The following is a 20,023-nucleotide window of genomic DNA, read 5'->3' as shown; positions in this document are numbered from 1 at the left end:
CATTCAGTAATTAAAAATTTCTCCAGGATTCAGTATATTAATGAGTCCTTTGCTTATTTATTTGATAAAACAAATCCTGCATCCAAGTTAAAAAATCTGTTTTCATTTTAACTTTGTCTATTCTAACACGAGAAGGACTTCCCGGTAAAATATGAATCATCTCTAAATAATGTACAGGAAGATGTAAAGGATTCCATCCTTTTATAAAGTCTATATCTGCCCAAGTAATCAAATAAGACTCTCCCTCATCTATAATACTTCCAATTCCTAGATTTCTTGCTTGTATCCGCACTTTAGCTGAAGAAAATAATTTAGTTACCGCTGTTGTAGGATTTCCAAATCTATCAATAATTTCATCTAAAAGTTCAGATAGTTCTTCCTCTGTAGTTGCAATAGCTAATCTATGATAAATTTCCAACTTTTGTTCTTCGTTTTGAATATAGGCAGAATCAATATATGCATCCTGTCTAAATTCTAATGTAGTATTAGGTAGTTTTTTAGGAATCGGTATATTATCTCTTTCTGCCTTTAATTCATGAATAGCATCATGTAACATATTGCAATAAGTCATAAATCCTATGTTGGCAATATTACCATGTTGAGCGGCGCCTAACAAATTTCCGGCTCCGCGAATTTCCAAGTCTCGCATTGCAATTTTAAATCCGCTCCCCAATTCAGTAAATTCCCTAATTGTTTCCAATCTTTTTTCTGCTACTTCATTAAGAATTTTTCCTTTTCTATAGAAAAAATAAGCTCTTGCAATTTTTTCAGAACGTCCTACACGTCCTCGCATTTGATAAATTTGTGACAACCCCATCCGATCTGCGTCATAAACTAACATAGTATTGGCGTTGGGTTGATCTAATCCATTTTCTACTAAAGTTGTACAAAGCAATACATCAAATTTACCGGCATAAAAATCCATCATAATATTTTCTAATTGCTTTCCATCCATACGTCCATGTGCAATAACAATAGAAATATCTTCCGGTAAAATTTGTTTTAAATGATGTGCCATCGCCTCTATTGTATCAATACGATTGTATACAAAGTATACTTGTCCGGAACGCTCCTTTTCTCGCATAATAGCATTTCTTACCAAATTATCATCATACTCCGTAACATAAGTCTGTATAGCATGGCGATTGGATGGAGCTTGCGTAATAGTAACCATATCTCTCACCCCGGTAAGACTCATATGCAAAGTTCTCGGAATAGGCGTAGCAGAAAGAGTAAGAATATCAATTCCTTCTGACCAAGATTTCCATTTTTCTTTTTGTGCAACACCAAATCGTTGTTCTTCATCAACTACCAGCAGTCCTAACTTATGACATTGCAATTTTTTATTTAAAATAGCATGTGTACCAATTAATACATCCAGTTCTCCACTTGCCATTTTTCGTAATATATCATTTCTATTTTTAATTGACACAAAACGATTCATGACCGCTATACGAATTCCAAACGGTTCCATACGTTGTACAAAATTTTTATAGTGTTGTTGTGATAAAACGGTAGTAGGAACAAGAACCATCGATTGATATCCACTCATAACACATTTAAAAACTGCTCTCATAGCCACTTCTGTTTTACCAAAGCCTACATCTCCGCAAAGAAGCATATCCATAGGTTGTGGCTTTTCCATAACCTCTTTTATTTTCTCAATAGCAATTAGCTGATCGGGAGTTTCTACATAGGGGAAACCATCCTCAAACTCTCGCTGCATAAAATTATCAGTATCAAATGCAATGCCCTTAGCTAATTCTCTCTTCGCATAAATAGCTAAAAGTCGCTCTGCCATATCACGAATGGACTTACTTGCTTTCGTTTTTACTTTTTCCCATTGCACCCCACCCATTTTGTGTAAAACCGGTGTTGTACCTTCCGGACCAATATATTTTTCTAATGTATAAATTTGGTTCATAGGCAAATATAGTTTGTCGGATCCTGCATACTGAATAGTTACATAGTCTCTATGTATACCATCGATTTCAATAGTACGCATACCTACATAACGTCCAATCCCATGTACATTTTGTACTACATAATCCCCAACATTTAAATCCGAGAAATATCGGATTTGTTGCCCTTGCTTTTTTTTATTGTAACGTTTGGTTTTCTGCCTCCCCAAAATATCCTTAGCTGCTATAACTACCAATTTGCAAGAAGAAAGTTCAAACCCATTAGAAATGGTTCCATGAGAAAGAAACACTTTCCCTATTTCTAATTCTTCTGAGAAAAGAATATTTGCTTCTGATAAATATCCCTGAATTTGTTGATACTCTGAATCGGTAGGAGAAACAATCACAATATTCCATTCATTCAAGAGTAATCGTTTTAATTCTGATATAAATAAAGGGATTTGGCATTGATAATTAGTCATAGTTTGACCTTGCCAATTTATTTCTTGATTAAAGGAAATTTCAGGAATACTTCGATGAATAAGGGTAAATACTATTTGTTTGGAAATTGCATGTTTCTTAACAAATTCTTTCCAATTCCAAGTATGCGTACAATTTATTTTTTCCTCTTTTAAGTAACTTTTTACCTGTTTCTCTCCATGGTGAAGCTCATCTAAAATAAGAATTCCCTCATTAATATAATCAGAAAGGCAAGCATTTTCCTCTGCATAACTAATAGGTAAAACTCGTGTTTCTTTTAACTCTTTAATTGACCGTTGTGTATCGGTATCAAAAAAACGTATTCCATCCACTTCATCATCAAAAAACTCAATACGTAACGGATATTCTTCATTAATAGGAAAGACATCCATAATATCTCCACGTACAGAAAAATGTCCGGTACGCTGTACTTGGTCGACTCGTTCATAGCCCATACTTACTAAATCGGAAATAAAATCTTCTCTATCAATAATTTGCGCTACAGATACATACTTGCTGTGTTCTATTATTTGATTGGCAGAAGGCAATTTTTGTACCGCCTCTACAGCAGAAGCTAAAATTACGCAAGTTTCTTGATTTAGTAAAGCCGATAGTGCACGCATACGCTCTCGCAACCGTTCGGTTCCTGTAAAAGCAACAGATATATCCGATTTTTCTACAACAGAAAAATTATACATAGGGATAGAAGGCATAAAAAAACGAAGATTCTCTTCCCAAGTGTATAAATCTTTATTGGTAGGTGCCACAATAACTAAAGGATGTTTATATTCTTGTGCAATCATAGCTATTATTAAGGCTTTTTGTGAATCAGCTACACCGGTAAATAATACATGTTCAGTGCCTTCATGAAAAATCTCACTCTTTGGAAAAAAATTATATTTTATATGTTTACACAAATAAGGTCCTATATTATCAGCAGTAATCGATTGACTAGAAACTTCTTTCTTTATTTCTTTTTTAACATTCATTACCAAATGCAGCCTTCTTTCTTTATCACACCAACATTCCCCAATTCATTAATTCTATCCATAATTAGTTGATTTCGATAGCTAAAAGAAGGCGTAATTTCTGCTAAAGGAATCAACACAAAAAGCCGATCCCAAAAATAAGGATGCGGTAATTGTAACAGAGCTGTTTGGCAGACAACATTCTCCCCATATAACAAATCAAGATCTAAGGTACGAGGTCCCCAGTGTATAATACGTTTTCTGCCAAATAGCTTCTCTATTTTTAACAATTCCAATAATAAATGTTCTACATTGCCTTCATAAGTAACTTTAATGACTGCATTTAAAAATTTGTTTTGGTCTATCTTTCCCCAAGGTTCCGTTTCATAAAGAGAAGATTTTTTTTGAATATACAGTCCGGATACTTTAGAAAGTACATTAACAGCATCACGAAATATAGAAATAGAATCCCCCACATTAGAACCAAAAGAAATATAAAGTTCTTTCATTTTATCTTACTTTCTCTAAAGTTACAGACACATCATTAAATAAACCTCCTACCGGTGCAGACGGCTTATGTACGGTTGTAATGACCTGTGCTATCTGTGGATATCTATGCATCACATCTTTATTAATCAACCATGCTAAACGTTCTATAAGTTGTACTGAACTTGTCATTACAATACTTTTACAAAGTTCATAAACTTCTGCATAGTTTACTGTTTTTGATAAAACTTCCGTTTCTCCGGCTTCCTGCAAAGATAAAATCATAGTAATATCTACTATAAAACGTTGCCCTAAACGTTGTTCTTCTTTCATTACACCGTGATAGGCATAAAACTCCATTCCTTTTAGGATAATTTTATCCATATTTATTCCCCTTTTACACCGTGAAGTGCTTCCCACATACGAATCAATCTGAAATTAAGTGCCACATTATGAACTCGTACCATAGAACATCCATGTTCAATCCCCCATAATGAAATAGCACCGGTTCCTTCATCTCTTTGGGTTGGATCTGTAATCCCTAAGGTATTTCCTACAATACGTTTTCGACTAGCTGCAAGAAGCCAAGGGTAAGAAAAATCAGAAACTAATTGATCCATTTTCTGTAATACTTCTAGATCTTGTTCCCTGGTTTTACCAAAACCAATACCTGGGTCTAAAATAATATTTTCATCTTTAATCCCAAACTTTTGAGCAATATGTATTGATTTATCAAAAAAACACTTCATGTTTTCTATAATATCTTTTTCGGCATATTCTTTTTCTTGATTGTGCATAACAATAACCGGACATTGATGTTCGGCAGCTACGCGTGCCATGCTGCCATCGTCACTTTGCAATCCCCAGATATCATTCATAATATGAGCACCTAAAGACATTGCTTTATCTGCATTTTCATAATGATAGGTATCCACGGATAAAGGAACTGTCGTATTTTTTAAAACTTCCGGTAAAAAATGTATTAATCGCTCCCACTCTTCTTTTGCACTAAGTGGAGTACTTCCCGGACGAGTAGATTCCGCCCCCACATCAATAAGAGCGGCGCCCTCTTTAATCATTTGAACAGTACGTATTCTTGCTTGTGATTTTGTATTCCAATTCCCTCCATCAGAAAAAGAATCCGGAGTTACATTAAGAATCCCCATAATAAGAGCGTGATTACCGATAGAAAGTGTTTTTCCATCTTTCCATATATAATTTCTTTTGACCGGAATAATGTTCATATATCCTCCTGTTTCATTGATTGAATTAGTTTCGATAGTTCTTGTTCAAAACAAATTCCTTCTAGTGGATTGCTTTTTTCTTCCCATGTAAATTTGATTACCTCGTTAAGAAAATCGGTAGCAATAGCTACTGCTTTAGAAAGTGGAATTTGTTTTAAACTTGCCGCTATAATAATAGAACTAAATATATCACCGGTACCATACGTTTTAACCGGTATCAAAGGAAAAGAAACTTCTCCTTTTTCTCCTTTATCACCATCCCAAAATATATTACGAAACATCTGATTGGAAGTGGGAATAGATGTAATAATATTATTATGAACTTTCTTCCTAAGATTCTCAAATAGTATATTTATCGTATTTTCAGTGGGAATTTTAGTACTTTCTTCAGGTATATCACATAAAAAACAAGCTTCTGTATAATTAGGTTTTATAATATCTGCATAGGAAATCAAATGCTTCATACCTAAAACCATGTCATGTTCATAACCTTTATAGAGTTTTCCTTTATCCCCCATAACAGGATCAATCATTATAATAGATTTTTTTATTTTATAACGAGAAATAGCATCTTCAACAATTTGAATTTGTTTTGGCGATGCTAAATATCCGCTATAAATAGCATGGAATGTAGTTTAATTTTGTGACCAAACATTCATAAATGCATGCATATATGATGTAAAATCAAATTTCTCTACATGAGGAAAAGCCAAATGATTACTTAAAATAGCAGTAGGAAGCGGTACTGCTTCTACACCACAAGCAGCCAATATAGGAAGTATCACAGTTAAAGCTGCTTTCCCTACACAACTCATATCATGAATAGCTAATACTTTCGGAATAGACATAATATATATACTCCCGATTTATAATAGGACTTACATATCCGAAATAAGTCGTTGAAAACGAGGTACAATACCTGCGCAAGCATCTAAGATGCTTTCTAAATCCACCAATATTTCTTTCCATCTAAGTGCATACATTACATCATTGTTTTTATAAAATAAGTCACTAAGTGTTTCTCTATAGGTATCATCGCCACGTTCTTCCATAGAATAAATTTTTTGGCAGCGAGCCTCCATTTTCATATAATTTGCAGTAACATCTACCGTATAGTTAATAATTTTTACTAATTCTATCACTGCATGTTTATTTAATTTGGCCATTAAAACAATACCTTCCGGCTTTTTTTCTCCTTTATCAAAAATGCTCAGTGTATTAGCTACATCTTTACTACCGTTGATAAGTAAATCTAAACGTACAACCAATCCTCTGGCTTCATTTGCCAAAGACGGTGTTTTAAATGCTTTATATAAACGCTCTATAAGTTGCGTTTGCAAAGTACGACCTTCTCTTTTGATATTACGTAAAGCGGAAAAACCTTCTTCAGAACTCACTTTTTCTGACATAATAGAATCTAAAATTTCTCCTGCTCTTCCACAATATTTGATATAATCACGAAGAGATTCTAAAAATTTTTCTTCTTTTGTACTCATTATATTCCACCTCTTTTATTAACAGTTATTCTTTATTATACTGTATTTTATGTGATGAACATATAATTTATTTCTTTTAAAGTAATTACTTTCTTTTTTATAGTTTTTCAAATAATAAAACCTGAAATTAGCTAATTTCAGGTTTTATTATATTTATTTTTTTAATTTCTTAAAAAGATTAGTTAATTCGATAGCATCCATTGCACATTCAAATCCTTTATTTCCCGCTTTAAGCCCTGCACGATTTAGAGCCTGTTCTACAGTATCCGTTGTAAGTATTCCATATAAAATAGGAATATCTGCCCTTAAAGCTACCTGTGCTATACCTTTCGTTACTTCAGAAGCTACATGTTCATAATGATCTGTTTCTCCTCGAATAACAGCTCCTAAACAAATTACTGCATCATAACGACCGCTTTGAGCCATTTTTTGTGCAGTAAGTGGAACCTCGAAAGCCCCTGGAACCCAAGCTAAATCTACAGTATCTAAATCTACTCCATGACGAGAAAGCCCATCAACTGCTCCATCAATTAATTTAGATACAATAATTTCATTAAAACGAGAAGCTACGATTCCTACACGAATGGAGTTATCATTGTAAATGCCTGAAATAATGTTCATATAAATCTCCTTTATTAACAAAAACTAATAAAAAACTAAACGTGAAGCATATGCCCCATTTTTTCTTGCTTCACTTTCAAATAATGCTTATCTTCTGCATTAGGTTCAATTTCAATCGGAACACGTTCTGCAATAGTAATTTGGTAACCTGATACATCATGAACTTTTTGAGGATTATTAGTCATAAGTCGAATACTATGAATTCCAAGATCTTGTAACATCTGTGCTCCTACCATATAGTCTCTAAGATCGGCAGCAAATCCAAGCTTTAGATTAGCTTCAATCGTATCATATCCTTGGTCTTGTAAAGCATATGCTTTAATTTTATTTATAAGACCAATACCTCTACCTTCTTGTCTTAAATAAAGTAAAACACCTTGTCCTTCTTGTGCAATTCGTTTTAAAGCCGCATCGAGTTGCGGTCCACAATCACATTTTATAGAACCGAAACAATCTCCGGTAAGACATTCCGAATGAATTCTACATAATACCGATTTTCCTTTTGAAATATCTCCCATGACAAGTGCCACATGATGTTCCCCATTTAATTTGTTAATGTAGCCAATAATTTTGAATACTCCATAAGAGGTAGGTAAACGTGCTTCGGTCACTCGTTCCATTAATTTTTCATGTTTTTTTCTATAATCTATTAAGTCTTGAATATTACCAATTTTAAGCCCTTTTTCTTTCGCAATACGAAATAAATCCTCTTTTCTTGCCATGCTCCCATCTTCATTAATAATTTCACAGCATAATCCGATGGGTCTAAATCCGGCTAAACGACAGAAATCAACAGTTGCTTCTGTATGACCGGGACGCTCTAATACTCCCCACTTTTTAGCACGAAGAGGAAACATATGTCCGGGTTTTCTAAACCGTGTGTAATCTACATTGTCATTCACAACGGCTAAAGCCGTTGCAGAACGTTCATAAGCAGAAACTCCGGTTATGGTTTCATCAAAATCAATAGATTCAAGAAATGCTGTATGATGATTATCCGTATTATTACGTACCATAGGTGCCAATTGTAATCGTTCAGATTCTTCATTGGACATAGGCATACAAATAATACCTTTTCCTTCTGAGACCATTAAATTTATATTTTCAGGTGTAGCAAATTCAGCTGCGCAAATATAATCGCCTTCATTTTCTCTTGATTCTGAATCTTGAATAATTACACATTTTCCTTTTTTTATTTCTTCAATAATTTCTTCCACTGTATTATATTTATTTTCCATAATGTCCTTTATACCCTCCTGCAATCAAAGTATCCATAGTCACACCAATGGATGATGAGGTGTTATGTCCTATCAATTGTTCTATATATTTACCAATACAATCACATTCTATATTCACCGGGTCTCCTATTTGTTTCAACAGAAGTATTGTCATTTCTCCCGTATGTGGTATCAATGATACGAAAAAAGAGTTACTTTGTTTTTTTGCTATAGTTAAACTTACTCCATCAATAGCAATAGAACCTTTTGCCAATATATACTTCATCCATTGTTCGGGTACAGAAAATGTAAGATTAACAGCATTACCTTCTTGTTCTTTTTTTATAAGTTTTCCCACAAAATCCACATGACCGGATACTAGGTGCCCTCCTAATCTATCCCCTATTCGGAGTGCTCTTTCTAAATTAAGCTTAGAACCGACTCTCACGATAGAAAAGGCTGTTCTTCGCATAGTTTCAGGTGTAACATCGACATCAAAAGAATCAGCATTTAACTTAGTAACAGTAAGACAAGTTCCATTAACTGCTATGCTATCCCCAATTTTGGTACCTTCCAATATTTTTTCACACCGGACAGTAAGTGTGCAACTATGACTGCCATCTCTTCTTTCTTTTAAAACCCCAATTTCTTCAATAATACCGGTAAACATATAAACCTCATTTCATTATTACTTTTAATTTAATGCATCTAACTTATATGGTTTTCTTAAATACGCCTCTATAACAAAATCTTCTCCCAAAGTTTCATAAGAAACATCATTAAGAAGTAAAGATTTATCCATGGTTGGCACACCTTTACCTACAAATGAAGAAATTGCTTGGTTTCCACCAATAATTTTAGGTGCATAATAAAAGCGTACTTTGTCAATAATTCCGGCTTTCAATGCTTCAGTAGCCAGCGTAGGTCCACCTTCTAATAAAATAGAATCAATACCTAAAGAACCTAATCCTATCATGGCTTTTTTTAAATCCACTTTACCTATAAAGGAGCTATCATAACAAAATATCTCCGCCCCAAGGTTTTCAAATTCATTTTTTTTAGAGTTTGAAGCGTCAGAAGTTGTTAATATAATATTTCTTCCTTTTTCCTTAAATACACGAGCTGTAGTTGGAATAGATAAATTTCCATCTACAATAATTCTAATAGGATTTATAGCCCCTTCTATACGTGCTGTAAGTCGAGGATTATCTGCAATAATAGTACCTGCCCCTACCATAATTCCTGTATATACACTACGAAGTTTATGCACATCTTTTCTTGATTCTTCACTGCTAACCCATCGAGAATCTCCTGTATAACAAGCAATTTTTCCATCCAATGACATCGCTGCTTTATACAATACAAAAGGAGTTTGATACACTATATATTTTAAAAAAATATCATTAACTTTTTTTGCTTCTTTTTCTAATATACCAACTGTAACGCTAATACCATGTGATTGCAATAATTCTAATCCGCGCCCCGACACTACAGGATTCGGATCCTGCATCGCACATACCACACGTGCTACTTTTTTCTTTATAATGAGATCGGCACAAGGAGGAGTCTTTCCGTAATGAGAACAAGGTTCTAAAGTGATATATAAAGTGGCACCTGTAGGATCTTCCAAGGCAGATGTAAATGCATTCACTTCTGCATGAGAATCACCAAACTTTTTATGCCAACCTTCTCCAATAATTCTGTCATCCTTTACAAGAACAGCCCCAACTATAGGATTTGGCCTTGTATACCCTCTACCTTTGAGTGCTAATGTTAGAGCTCTTCTCATGTACTTTTTGTCTATTTCTTCACTCAAAAAAGCCACCTCCTGAATTCCTCAGGACGTGGCATTGATTATAATACTTTCCTCTATCTTTCATCCAGACTTAAGAATATATATATTCTATTACTGTCGGCTTTGGAGTTTCACCAAATCAGCACATGGCTCGTGGGCTTTACCACCGGTAAGGAGTTACACCTTGCCCTGAAGAGAAATTATTCTTCTTAACTGCTACAGTATAAATGATTTTTATACTGTTTACAAGTTTTGAATTTTTATAAAGTTACTAACAAAGAATCTACTACTTCTTCTACTTCTTTCGTTATATCTTCAATAAGTCTCAACTCTCCATCTTCTGTACAAGCAATCCTTTGCCAATGGTATTTATCACATAGTTGTTGATAAGCTTCGTAGCATTGTGATAAATAATCAAGATGTTGTTCATGAATATCCATAGAGCCACCTTCTTTTGCTCTTTCAAGTACTAACTTTTTTGAAACTGATAATGGTACATCTAACAATACAACTAAGTCAGGTTGTGGTAACTCCAATTTATTGTATTCAAGATCTTCTAACCAACATAAGAAACTATCTCTTTCTGTGACATTTGAATACTTAGTCATTTGATGAACCATATTACTGGTGGTATAACGATCTGCAATAACAATGCCTCCCGAAAGATAAAACTCTTTCCATTTTGTACGATAAGATGCAAATCGGTCTAGTGCATATAATAAAGAAGCGGCATGAGGATTCACATCTGTAGGTTTGCTTCCAAAATCTCCATTGAGATACATTTTCACCAAAGAAGAAGCCGGACTTGCATAATCCGGAAAGGATATATGCATAACTGACTTTCCTTCTTGTTTTAATTTTTTTGTAAGTAAAGAGGATTGTGTAGCTTTCCCACTACCATCAATTCCTTCAAATACAATTAAAGCACCTTTCATAATCAACTCCTCTTCTAACGGGATATAGTAAACAGACCATAACGAATTTGTTATATTCATTATAGTCTGTTCTAATTATCCTCGTTTCGGATTAAATGCATTCATTGCTTTATCTATCCCTTTATCAAGAGCACCTATAACAGCATCTGCTGTATATTTTATAGCTTTATTGACAGCTACAATGTCAGCACCATAAGGTCTACCAAGTACATGCTCAATTACAGTATGTCCATCTTTAGGATGTCCAACACCTATACGAAAACGTGGGAAATCTTGTCCCATATGAGAAATAATAGATTTTAATCCATTATGACCTCCGGCAGATCCTTTTTTGCGAATACGTATCTTTCCCACAGGAAGATCTAAATCATCACAAATAACCCAAATATCATCTGCACAGATTTTATAAAATCTGACAGCGGTATTTATGGCATCTCCACTTTTATTCATATAAGTTAAAGGTTTCATAAGACAAACCTTCTCTTCATTTATAGTAATCATAGCGATTTCTGCACTAAAATCTTTTTTCCATGCAGAAATTTTCCATCGAGTTGCCAACTCATCAATCACATCAAACCCAACATTATGACGAGTTGCTACATATTCTTTACCTGGATTTCCTAATCCTACAATTAGTTTCATTATTTATCAAATAGTGAGCTTACAGAAGCATCATGAAAAATACGCATAATAGCATCTCCTAATAATGGTGCTACAGATAATACTTTAATTTTTTCATTCCGTTTTTCTTCAGGAATAGCTAAAGAATTAGTTACAATCAATTGTTTAATTGGGGAGTCTATAATTCTTTCTGTAGCAGGAGCAGTAAGAACCGGATGACAAACTGCTGCATATACACCAAGTGCGCCTGCATTATTTAATGCTTTAGCACCTTCACATAAAGAACCTGCCGTATCAACAATATCATCAACAAGAACACAATTTCGACCTTCTACTTTTCCAATGATGTTCATAACTTTAGCAACACCCGGTTCCGGTCTACGTTTTTCAATAATTGCAATAGGTGCATTTAAACGATCTGCCAATTCTCTGGCTCTGGTAACTCCTCCAAGATCAGGAGAAACAATTGTTAAATTTTCTAAATTCATGGACTTAATATAACTGGAAAGAATGGAAGTGGACATTAAATGATCCACAGGAACATTAAAAAATCCTTGGATTTGTCCGGCGTGAAGATCCATAGTTACTACACGAGTAACTCCTGCTGCACTCATCAAATCAGCTACCAACTTAGAACTGATAGGTTCTCTTCCTCTAGTTTTTCTATCTTGACGTGCATAGCCATAATAAGGAACAAAAACCGTAATATGACGAGCTGAAGCTCTCTTCATTGCATCAACCATAATTAATAATTCCATCAAATTATCATTTACAGGAGCCCCTGTCGGTTGAATAATAAATACATCTTTACCTCGAACACTTTCATTTACCATAACTTGAATTTCACCATTATTGAAGCGTCCACAAATTGCTTTTCCCAGTGGAACTCCAATATACTCACAAATTTCTTTTGCGAGTTCTGGATGCGCATTACCTGTGAAAATTTTAAGTCTTGAAGTGTCTTCCATTTCCATGACGGTTCTCCTTTATTGGAATATCTTATAAAAACATTTCTGAATACTATTTTAATCTTTATAGGTGTCTTCTGTCACCCAATTTTCTTTAACCTTTTGATGTGTTCTTGCAATGGCCAGTCCATTTGCAGGAACATCTTTAGTGATAGTAGAGCCGGCAGCTGTAAAGGCTTTTTTTCCTATATGTATCGGTGCAATTAAATTAGTATTACAACCTATAAATGCATGCTCTTCTACTACTGTCCTATATTTATTTTTTCCATCAAAATTAACGGTTACCGTACCACAACCAAAGTTAACATTTTTACCTAAATCTGCATCACCACAATAAATATGATGAGGGAGTTTAGTTCCATCATCTATAACTGAATTTTTCACTTCTACAAAATTTCCAATTTTAATTTTATCGTGAATATCAGTATGTGGACGAAGATGAACAAAAGGGCCTATTTGATTTTGGTTTCCAATAGAGCAATCATGTGCATATACACGATTTAATTGGTTATTATCGCCACATATCACATTTTCAAGTTGTGTATCAGGTCCTATTATACAATCACATCCGATAATTGTTTTTCCTGAAAGAATAGTACCCGGGAAAATTACAGTATCAGGTCCTACCGTTACATCTTGTTCAATATAAGTATTTTCAGGAGAGATGATAGTAATACCTTCACCCATAAGTTCTTCTGCTTTACGTAAATAAAGAATTTTATTTGCAGCAGCTAATTGAATTCTGGAATTAACCCCCATCGTTTCATCCGAATCCTCAGCTATCACAGGAATCACTAATTGTTTCTGACGAATCATAATTTCAAATACATCTGTTAAATAGTATTCTTTCTGCGCATTATTATTATCAATTTTACTTAATGCGTCGATAAGTTCTTTAATTTTAAAGCAATAAGTTCCGGTATTAATCTCTTTAATTTTAAGCTGTTCAGGAGAACCGTCTTTCTGCTCTACAATACAGCGCATATTGCCTGTAGAATCTCGAATAACTCGCCCATAACCGAAAGGATTGTCTAATTGTGCTGTAAGTACGGTCGCCGCTGCCTGATTCTTTATACAAATAGAAATTAATTTCTTAATAGTTTCTGTTTTAATTAAGGGCGTGTCACCACAAATGACTAATACATAACCATCCATATTTTCTTTAATAAGAGGTAATGCCTGCATAACTGCATGCCCCGTTCCTAATTGTTCGGTTTGATGTGCAAATTGTACCGTATCGCCTAATGATGTACGTACTAACTCTTCCTTAAATCCTGTGACAGCAATGCAGTTTTCACATCCGGCAGCTTTTATAATCCGAACAACCTGTTGAATCATAGGGATTCCGCATACCTGATGTAATACTTTAGGTAACTTAGATTTCATTCTTGTACCTTGTCCTGCTGCCAAGACAATAGCTGATAACTGTTCCATTTTTACTCCCATTATATGCTGAAGATTTATTTATACGAATAAAAAAACAGTTTTTCCGACTTGGATGTATATGTTTTATTTACCCTCCTTGTCAAAACTACTGTTATTTATAATCGTTACTATCATTATAAAATATACATTGACATTGTATCAAATGTATTTAACGGTCGCAACTGATATAAATATAAAAAACTTATAGTAGCATTTCTACTACTATAAGTTTTTTAGTTCGTATTAAATATATGAACAGCTCTCTGAATAACTACGTCATTTCTAATATTAAATAATATACCTGCCGGCTCTACTTCTATATCCGGCTTAATTCCTACTTTATCTATTTTTCTTCCTGCTGCGGTCAAATACTGAGCAATAGAAATTTTTAATGCAGATTGTTCATCTAAAGAAATAATAGATTGTACTGTCCCTTTACCAAAACTGTTTTGTCCGATGATAAGGCCTTCCTTTTTATCTTGTACTGCTCCTGCCAAAATTTCAGAAGCACTCGCACTATTTTTATCTATTAATACAATTAACGGTAAAGGGGTATCAACTCCATCAATTGTATATGTATGCGATTTTCCATTTTTAGATTCAAAACTTACTATAGAGCCTTTAGTTAATATTTGATTTGCCACGTCTACAACTGATTCAATCGTCCCTCCGGGATTCATTCTTAAATCAATAATAAGTTTTTTTACTCCTAACTTCTTTAACTTATCTAATTCTTCAGCAAACTCTTCCGGTGTATGCTTTGCAAAAGAATAAATATGAATATAGCCGATATCCCTTTCTACAAAATCGGAAGAAACTGTCGGCATAACAATATCAGATCGTTGCATGGTGTACTCCTTACGTTCTCCATCTTTTAAAATGGAAAGTGTAACAGTTGTACCTATTTTCCCTCGAATTTTTTTAGTAACAAATTCCGGTTCCAATCCTGCAACAGATTCTCCATCTACAGCAATTAACTCTCCTCCGGATTCAATACCGGCATCATGTGCCGGTCCTTTTTTGAAAACAGAAAGAATTAAAAACTTATTATCAAGATTAGATCCGATTACAATGCCTACTCCACCAAATTCACCGGTTGTTTGTTCAATAAATCCTTTATAATTATCACCAAAAAGATATACAGAGTAAGGATCTTCCAATTGTTGAACAAGTCCTTTCACTGCTCCCTGAAACAGCTCTTCATCACTTATTGTCCGAAAATAATGGGTACGAACCAATCGGTAATCATTGATAAATTGAATAAAGGCTTTTGGATTTTCAAAAAATACAAACAGAAAAAGACCGATTAAAGTAATACTACCTATAATACAAGATATTACCCACAAAAGGATCTTTTTCCACGTAGTATCATATATTCTTTTCATTATAAATATCCCATAGGATCTGTAGGTGACCCATTAACACGAACTTCAAAATGTACATGAGGACCGGTAGCATATCCTGTCATACCGGAGTAAGCCACTACTTGCCCTTTAGATACGGATTCTCCTTCAGAGACTAACAACGCACTATTATGTGCATATAAAGTAGACAATCCGTTCCCATGGTCAATAATAACAACATTACCATACCCTGTAAGTCCGCTACCGGAATAAATAACTACCCCACTATCTGCAGCATGAACCGGCGTACCTTCATCTACGCCAATGTCAATCCCTGAGTGATAGATAGTTGTCCCAAAAATAGGGTGTATTCGATAACCGAAAGGAGATGTAATTGGCCCACTGCAAGGATAACCAAGAATACCGCTTCCAATAACTTGCGGTTCCATGCCTCCCCCTTGACGAGCCTGAATTTGTTGTCTAATTCTTTCACTGGATGCAATTAAGTCTTGTTCCATCTGCTCAGCGGCATCTCTTTGAGCTTTTGCACTATCCATAACGGCTTGTTGTTCAGCACGTTTCATTTCAATAGCTTGTTGAGCTTTCGTTGCTTCTGCTGCTAATTTTTCTAATTCTTGCTTCTGCAGGGACAACTCATTCATCTTAGCTTGAATTTGTTCTTGTCTTACTCTAATATCTTGAATCAAATTATAATCAGAGCGAATAACACGCTTTAACAATTCCAACCTATTAGCAAAATCGCTAAAATTTTTAGAACCCATAATAACTTCTAAATAGTTAAGTTGTCCATGAATATAAATAGCACGTATTCTTTTATTTAATAAATCTTGTCGTTCCAATAATTGTTTTCTAGCTGCTTCAAGTTCTAACTCAATTTGTTTTATTTGAGCATTCACTTTATCTTCTTCACTATGAATTCGATCGAGCTCTGCATTAGCAGCATCCAATTCTACTTGTATAGTATGAAGTTTTACAGCTATTTCTCTAATGATTTCTTCAGCGCTTGCTTTTTGTGCTCGTGCATTACCAATTTGCCCTTGAATACTTTCTAATTCACTATTTAAGCTATCCGTAGTATCATCAGCCCAAGTTGGACTTACTAAGTTAAAAAGAAGCATCGAAGCAATCATTGCCGGAACAATAATATATGTACGCTCTTTCATAACTCACACTTTCATATACTTACGCAATGAAATGGCACTACCGAGCGCCCCGATAAAAACACCCGCTATCAGTAGTGACAAAACAATATACATCATAAACGGATACACTCTCATAAGTGGCAAAAATACCAATCCCGCTTCATTAATTTTAGCTAAAACAAGTTGATACCCTTCCCAAATAAATATGGATGCAATCCCCGAACCGATAATTCCTATAACAACACCTTCATAAATAAATGGCCAACGAATAAAACCGTTAGTAGCACCTACATACTTCATAATCTGAATTTCTCTTCGACGTGCGAAAACAGTAAGTCGAATCGTATTAGAGATAATAAATAATTCTGCACCGGCTAAAAACACAATAATTACAGCACCGGCAATACGAATAAATTGAGCTACTTTGTATAACTGTTCAATAATATCTTGTCCATATTGTACAGACTCTACGGCCTTATACTCAGATACAATAACTGCTGCTTGCTTCAGATGTGTCGGTGTATCAAAAGAAAGTGAATAGGACGCAGGAAGAGGATTGCCATTAACAGCCTCCAATATCCCCGCTTGCTCTCCTAATTGTTCTTTAAATTGTGCTAAAGCTTCATCTTTATTTACAAAAGAAACACTTTCCACACCCGGAAGTGCTTTTAAATGTTTCCCTACTTCCATAACCTGCGGTGTTGTTAAATCTTCTTTTAGATAGATAGACATTTCCACCTGACTCTCCAAATAGGTGGCTGCATGATCAATATTAAAAACTACACATAAAAACATGCCCAAAATAAACATCGACAAAGTAACTGTCAAAATCGATGCTATCGTCATAAAGCGATTTCGAAAAAGAGATTTTAATGCTTCGCTCCAAAAATATCTGATTGAACTAAACATGAGCAATATAGCCTCCCTTTTTCACATCTTTTACAATATGTCCCTCATCAATTAAAAGAACTCGTTTATTCATTGCATTTACTAATTCCTGATTATGAGTAACCATAATAATAGTTGTTCCCATATGATTAATGGAATTAAATAAATTCATTATTTCGGAAGACGTATTAGGATCTAAATTACCGGTAGGCTCATCAGCAATCAATAACAACGGTTGATTAGCTAATGCACGTGCTATAGCCACACGTTGTTGCTCCCCTCCGGATAACTTAGAAGGTCGTTCATTTTCTTTTCCACGAAGTCCTACCAAATTAAGAACATGACTTGTTCGTTCTCTAATAATTCGTTCTTTTGTACCTGTTACTCGAAGTACAAATGCAATATTTTCATAAACGGTTTTTTCTTCCAAAAGACGGAAATCTTGAAAAACAATCCCTAATTTTCTTCGATAATAAGGTACTTGACTCTTAGAAAGACGAGTAATATCTTGTCCATTAATAAGTATAGAACCTTGTTGTGGTACTAATTCATGGGTAAGCATTTTTACAAAAGTAGATTTCCCAGCACCACTTGCCCCTACAACAAATACAAACTCACCTTTGTCAATATGAACATTAACTCCACGTAAAGCAGGATGTGTTGTATCATATTGCATAGTCACATCATTTAGAGTAATCATGATACCTACTTATCCTCCATAAGTTTTCTAGCTTCCTCCGCAATATGCTCTGCAGTCAAACCATATACATCTAATAGTTCATCAGCTTTTCCTGATTGACCGAATACATCTTGTGTTCCTACCATTGCCATAGGAACCGGATGAGAACGAACAACAATCTCTGCAACGGCACTTCCTAAGCCGCCCATAATTGTATGTTCTTCACAAGTTACAATAGCGCCCGTTTCTTTAGCTGCTTTTGCAATAGCTTTACTATCAATAGGCTTAATAGAACTCATATTAATGACACGAGCGAAAATTCCTTCTTCTTTAAGAATTTCTGCTGCTTTTATTGCCTTTATAGTCATAATACCACAAGCAATAAGTGTAATATCCTTACCTTCACAAAGAGTAGTACTTATCCCCGGCTTAAATTCTTTATCAAGTTCCGGTATATCTTCTACTTTTGCCCGACCTAATCTAATGTATACAGGTCCTTTATAATCTGCTGCCCATCGAATTACTTGTGCCGTTTCAAGCGCATCCGCAGGAACAACTACACTCATATTGGGGAGCGCACGCATCAATGAAAGATCTTCCAACATCTGATGAGTTGCACCATCTTCACCAACAGTTAATCCTGCATGTGTTACTGCTATTTTTACATTTAAATTAGGATAACAAACCGAATTACGAATTTGTTCATAAGCTCTACCCGCTCCAAAAACAGCAAAAGTAGAAGCAAAAGGAATTTTTCCTGCCGTAGCCAAACCGGCTGCAACCCCAATCATATTACTTTCTGCAATACCTGTATTAAAAAATCGATTAGGATATTCTTTCGCAAAAGTAGCGGTATTGGTGGAACAAGACAAATCTGCATCCAATACTACAATATCTGTATTTTGGCCCCCCAATTCTCTTAAAGTTTCCCCATATGCTTGACGAGTTGCTTTCATTACTCTGCCTCCTGCACTTCTTTTACAAACTGAACACATTGTTCTTCAGATGGAGCCTTACCATGCCATCCAACTTTATTCTCAGTTTCTTTTACACCTTTTCCTTTGATAGTTTTCATAATAACCACGGAAGGAGAATCTTTCACTTGCTTCGCTTCTTCTATGGCGCAGTGTAATTCATTCATATTATGACCATTCACATTTATCACATGCCAGCCAAAAGCTTTAAATTTTTCTGAAATAGGAAGAGAAGACATTACTTGAGAAATAGGTCCATCAATTTGCAATCCATTATTATCAACAAAAGCAATCAGATGATCTAATTTATAATGTGCTGCATACATAGCAGCCTCCCAAACTTGACCTTCTTCTAGCTCTCCATCTCCTAAAACTGTATACACATACCAGTCAGCATTATCCATCTTAGCCGATAATACCATTCCACATGCTGCGGAAATCCCTTGTCCTAAAGAACCGGTTGTCATATCTACACCGGGAGTATGTTTCATATCCGGATGTCCTTGCAGCATATGGTTAGCTTGCCGAAGATAAAAAAGTTCCTCTTTAGCAAAATAACCTTTTTCTGCTAAAGCAGCATAAATAGCAGGTGCTGCATGTCCTTTAGAAAGAACTAATCTGTCTCTATCCGATTTTTGAGGATTTTCCGGATCAATATTCATTTCCTCAAAATAAAGAAGCGTAATAAGATCCGCTATAGATAGAGATCCCCCTGTATGTCCGGAAGATGCTTTCGTAATCATTTCTAAAATATCAATACGTATTTTTTTTGCAATAGAACTTAATTGATGAACTCTCTCTTGTGTCAAATTTCCCATC

21 protein-coding genes and 1 riboswitch are annotated in these 20,023 nt (G+C 34.8%); all 21 genes read right to left on the bottom strand.

Annotated features, from left to right (window positions below):
- Positions 1-37: 37 nt before the first annotated feature.
- Positions 38-3,370, bottom strand: a complete 3,333-nt coding sequence (gene mfd / locus BCB69_RS02320; RefSeq protein WP_083990053.1) for a transcription-repair coupling factor — start codon at positions 3,368-3,370, stop codon at positions 38-40.
- Entirely contained in the window at positions 3,370-3,858 is a 489-nt protein-coding gene (gene folK / locus BCB69_RS02315; RefSeq protein ID WP_069176900.1) for a 2-amino-4-hydroxy-6-hydroxymethyldihydropteridine diphosphokinase, read from the bottom strand. The genes mfd and folK overlap by 1 nt, the downstream gene beginning before the upstream one ends.
- A gap of 1 nt (position 3,859) precedes the next feature.
- Positions 3,860-4,219, bottom strand: coding sequence for a dihydroneopterin aldolase (gene folB / locus BCB69_RS02310; RefSeq protein ID WP_022513822.1), 360 nt, complete (start codon positions 4,217-4,219; stop codon positions 3,860-3,862).
- Between the two features lie 2 nt (positions 4,220-4,221).
- A complete protein-coding gene (folP, locus tag BCB69_RS02305) occupies positions 4,222-5,079 on the bottom strand; it encodes a dihydropteroate synthase (protein ID WP_069176899.1) in 858 nt (285 codons plus the stop codon).
- Positions 5,076-5,699: a PfkB family carbohydrate kinase gene (locus BCB69_RS02300; RefSeq protein ID WP_083989988.1), complete on the bottom strand. Its 624-nt coding sequence runs from the start codon at positions 5,697-5,699 to the stop codon at positions 5,076-5,078. The genes folP and BCB69_RS02300 overlap by 4 nt, the downstream gene beginning before the upstream one ends.
- 15 nt (positions 5,700-5,714) lie before the next feature.
- Positions 5,715-5,927 (bottom strand): carbohydrate kinase family protein, encoded by a 213-nt coding sequence (locus tag BCB69_RS06275; RefSeq protein ID WP_083989987.1) that lies wholly within the window; start codon positions 5,925-5,927, stop codon positions 5,715-5,717.
- A gap of 30 nt (positions 5,928-5,957) precedes the next feature.
- Complete coding sequence (locus tag BCB69_RS02295) at positions 5,958-6,575, bottom strand: DUF47 domain-containing protein (RefSeq protein WP_069176898.1); 618 nt, start codon at positions 6,573-6,575, stop codon at positions 5,958-5,960.
- Between the two features lie 153 nt (positions 6,576-6,728).
- On the bottom strand, positions 6,729-7,196 hold the full coding sequence (gene ribH / locus BCB69_RS02290; RefSeq protein WP_022513012.1) for a 6,7-dimethyl-8-ribityllumazine synthase: 468 nt from the start codon (positions 7,194-7,196) through the stop codon (positions 6,729-6,731).
- A gap of 35 nt (positions 7,197-7,231) precedes the next feature.
- Complete coding sequence (locus BCB69_RS02285) at positions 7,232-8,434, bottom strand: bifunctional 3,4-dihydroxy-2-butanone-4-phosphate synthase/GTP cyclohydrolase II (protein WP_069176897.1); 1,203 nt, start codon at positions 8,432-8,434, stop codon at positions 7,232-7,234.
- Positions 8,424-9,083, bottom strand: coding sequence for a riboflavin synthase (gene ribE / locus BCB69_RS02280; RefSeq protein ID WP_022513010.1), 660 nt, complete (start codon positions 9,081-9,083; stop codon positions 8,424-8,426). Before ribE ends, BCB69_RS02285 begins: the two co-directional genes overlap by 11 nt.
- A 24-nt stretch (positions 9,084-9,107) precedes the next feature.
- Positions 9,108-10,229, bottom strand: a complete 1,122-nt coding sequence (gene ribD / locus BCB69_RS02275) for a bifunctional diaminohydroxyphosphoribosylaminopyrimidine deaminase/5-amino-6-(5-phosphoribosylamino)uracil reductase RibD (protein WP_418235869.1) — start codon at positions 10,227-10,229, stop codon at positions 9,108-9,110.
- A 47-nt stretch (positions 10,230-10,276) separates the two neighbouring features.
- Positions 10,277-10,409: riboswitch (FMN riboswitch) on the bottom strand.
- Positions 10,410-10,468: 59 nt separating this feature from the next.
- Positions 10,469-11,143: a dTMP kinase gene (locus tag BCB69_RS02270; RefSeq protein WP_022513514.1), complete on the bottom strand. Its 675-nt coding sequence runs from the start codon at positions 11,141-11,143 to the stop codon at positions 10,469-10,471.
- Between the two features lie 75 nt (positions 11,144-11,218).
- Entirely contained in the window at positions 11,219-11,785 is a 567-nt protein-coding gene (pth, locus tag BCB69_RS02265) for an aminoacyl-tRNA hydrolase (RefSeq protein WP_069176896.1), read from the bottom strand.
- Complete coding sequence (locus BCB69_RS02260) at positions 11,785-12,738, bottom strand: ribose-phosphate diphosphokinase (protein WP_022513516.1); 954 nt, start codon at positions 12,736-12,738, stop codon at positions 11,785-11,787. The genes pth and BCB69_RS02260 overlap by 1 nt, the downstream gene beginning before the upstream one ends.
- Positions 12,739-12,789: 51 nt before the next feature.
- On the bottom strand, positions 12,790-14,166 hold the full coding sequence (gene glmU / locus BCB69_RS02255; RefSeq protein WP_069176895.1) for a bifunctional UDP-N-acetylglucosamine diphosphorylase/glucosamine-1-phosphate N-acetyltransferase GlmU: 1,377 nt from the start codon (positions 14,164-14,166) through the stop codon (positions 12,790-12,792).
- A gap of 224 nt (positions 14,167-14,390) precedes the next feature.
- A complete protein-coding gene (locus BCB69_RS02250) occupies positions 14,391-15,542 on the bottom strand; it encodes a S41 family peptidase (protein ID WP_069176894.1) in 1,152 nt (383 codons plus the stop codon).
- Positions 15,542-16,684 (bottom strand): murein hydrolase activator EnvC family protein, encoded by a 1,143-nt coding sequence (locus BCB69_RS02245; RefSeq protein ID WP_069176893.1) that lies wholly within the window; start codon positions 16,682-16,684, stop codon positions 15,542-15,544. Before BCB69_RS02245 ends, BCB69_RS02250 begins: the two co-directional genes overlap by 1 nt.
- A 3-nt stretch (positions 16,685-16,687) precedes the next feature.
- A complete protein-coding gene (ftsX, locus tag BCB69_RS02240; RefSeq protein ID WP_022513520.1) occupies positions 16,688-17,572 on the bottom strand; it encodes a permease-like cell division protein FtsX in 885 nt (294 codons plus the stop codon).
- Positions 17,565-18,251: a cell division ATP-binding protein FtsE gene (gene ftsE / locus BCB69_RS02235; protein ID WP_022513521.1), complete on the bottom strand. Its 687-nt coding sequence runs from the start codon at positions 18,249-18,251 to the stop codon at positions 17,565-17,567. Before ftsE ends, ftsX begins: the two co-directional genes overlap by 8 nt.
- Before the next feature lie 5 nt (positions 18,252-18,256).
- On the bottom strand, positions 18,257-19,186 hold the full coding sequence (locus tag BCB69_RS02230) for a transketolase family protein (RefSeq protein ID WP_022513522.1): 930 nt from the start codon (positions 19,184-19,186) through the stop codon (positions 18,257-18,259).
- Positions 19,186-20,022, bottom strand: coding sequence for a transketolase (locus BCB69_RS02225; RefSeq protein WP_069176891.1), 837 nt, complete (start codon positions 20,020-20,022; stop codon positions 19,186-19,188). The genes BCB69_RS02230 and BCB69_RS02225 overlap by 1 nt, the downstream gene beginning before the upstream one ends.
- Position 20,023 lies beyond the last annotated feature (1 nt).

Origin of the sequence: Dialister pneumosintes (assembly GCF_001717505.1) — a bacterium.
GTDB classification, from domain to species: Bacteria; Bacillota; Negativicutes; order Veillonellales; family Dialisteraceae; genus Allisonella; species Allisonella pneumosinta.
The sequence above is the reverse complement of the archived record's forward strand: the minus strand, read 5'-3'. Positions and strand labels throughout refer to the sequence as shown.

What these genes read in the sequence shown, in the direction of transcription:
- glmU (WP_069176895.1), bottom strand. Translation starts at nt 14,166, where the DNA reads ATGGAACAGTTATCAGCTATTGTCTTGGCAGCAGGACAAGGTACAAGA.
- ribE (WP_022513010.1), bottom strand. Translation starts at nt 9,083, where the DNA reads ATGTTTACCGGTATTATTGAAGAAATTGGGGTTTTAAAAGAAAGAAGA.
- BCB69_RS06275 (WP_083989987.1), bottom strand. Translation starts at nt 5,927, where the DNA reads ATGTCTATTCCGAAAGTATTAGCTATTCATGATATGAGTTGTGTAGGG.
- BCB69_RS02225 (WP_069176891.1), bottom strand. Translation starts at nt 20,022, where the DNA reads ATGGGAAATTTGACACAAGAGAGAGTTCATCAATTAAGTTCTATTGCA.
- BCB69_RS02260 (WP_022513516.1), bottom strand. Translation starts at nt 12,738, where the DNA reads ATGGAAATGGAAGACACTTCAAGACTTAAAATTTTCACAGGTAATGCG.
- mfd (WP_083990053.1), bottom strand. Translation starts at nt 3,370, where the DNA reads ATGAATGTTAAAAAAGAAATAAAGAAAGAAGTTTCTAGTCAATCGATT.
- pth (WP_069176896.1), bottom strand. Translation starts at nt 11,785, where the DNA reads ATGAAACTAATTGTAGGATTAGGAAATCCAGGTAAAGAATATGTAGCA.
- ftsX (WP_022513520.1), bottom strand. Translation starts at nt 17,572, where the DNA reads ATGTTTAGTTCAATCAGATATTTTTGGAGCGAAGCATTAAAATCTCTT.
- folK (WP_069176900.1), bottom strand. Translation starts at nt 3,858, where the DNA reads ATGAAAGAACTTTATATTTCTTTTGGTTCTAATGTGGGGGATTCTATT.
- BCB69_RS02295 (WP_069176898.1), bottom strand. Translation starts at nt 6,575, where the DNA reads ATGAGTACAAAAGAAGAAAAATTTTTAGAATCTCTTCGTGATTATATC.
- BCB69_RS02285 (WP_069176897.1), bottom strand. Translation starts at nt 8,434, where the DNA reads ATGGAAAATAAATATAATACAGTGGAAGAAATTATTGAAGAAATAAAA.
- BCB69_RS02245 (WP_069176893.1), bottom strand. Translation starts at nt 16,684, where the DNA reads ATGAAAGAGCGTACATATATTATTGTTCCGGCAATGATTGCTTCGATG.
- folB (WP_022513822.1), bottom strand. Translation starts at nt 4,219, where the DNA reads ATGGATAAAATTATCCTAAAAGGAATGGAGTTTTATGCCTATCACGGT.
- ribH (WP_022513012.1), bottom strand. Translation starts at nt 7,196, where the DNA reads ATGAACATTATTTCAGGCATTTACAATGATAACTCCATTCGTGTAGGA.
- BCB69_RS02230 (WP_022513522.1), bottom strand. Translation starts at nt 19,186, where the DNA reads ATGAAAGCAACTCGTCAAGCATATGGGGAAACTTTAAGAGAATTGGGG.
- ftsE (WP_022513521.1), bottom strand. Translation starts at nt 18,251, where the DNA reads ATGATTACTCTAAATGATGTGACTATGCAATATGATACAACACATCCT.
- BCB69_RS02250 (WP_069176894.1), bottom strand. Translation starts at nt 15,542, where the DNA reads ATGAAAAGAATATATGATACTACGTGGAAAAAGATCCTTTTGTGGGTA.
- BCB69_RS02270 (WP_022513514.1), bottom strand. Translation starts at nt 11,143, where the DNA reads ATGAAAGGTGCTTTAATTGTATTTGAAGGAATTGATGGTAGTGGGAAA.
- folP (WP_069176899.1), bottom strand. Translation starts at nt 5,079, where the DNA reads ATGAACATTATTCCGGTCAAAAGAAATTATATATGGAAAGATGGAAAA.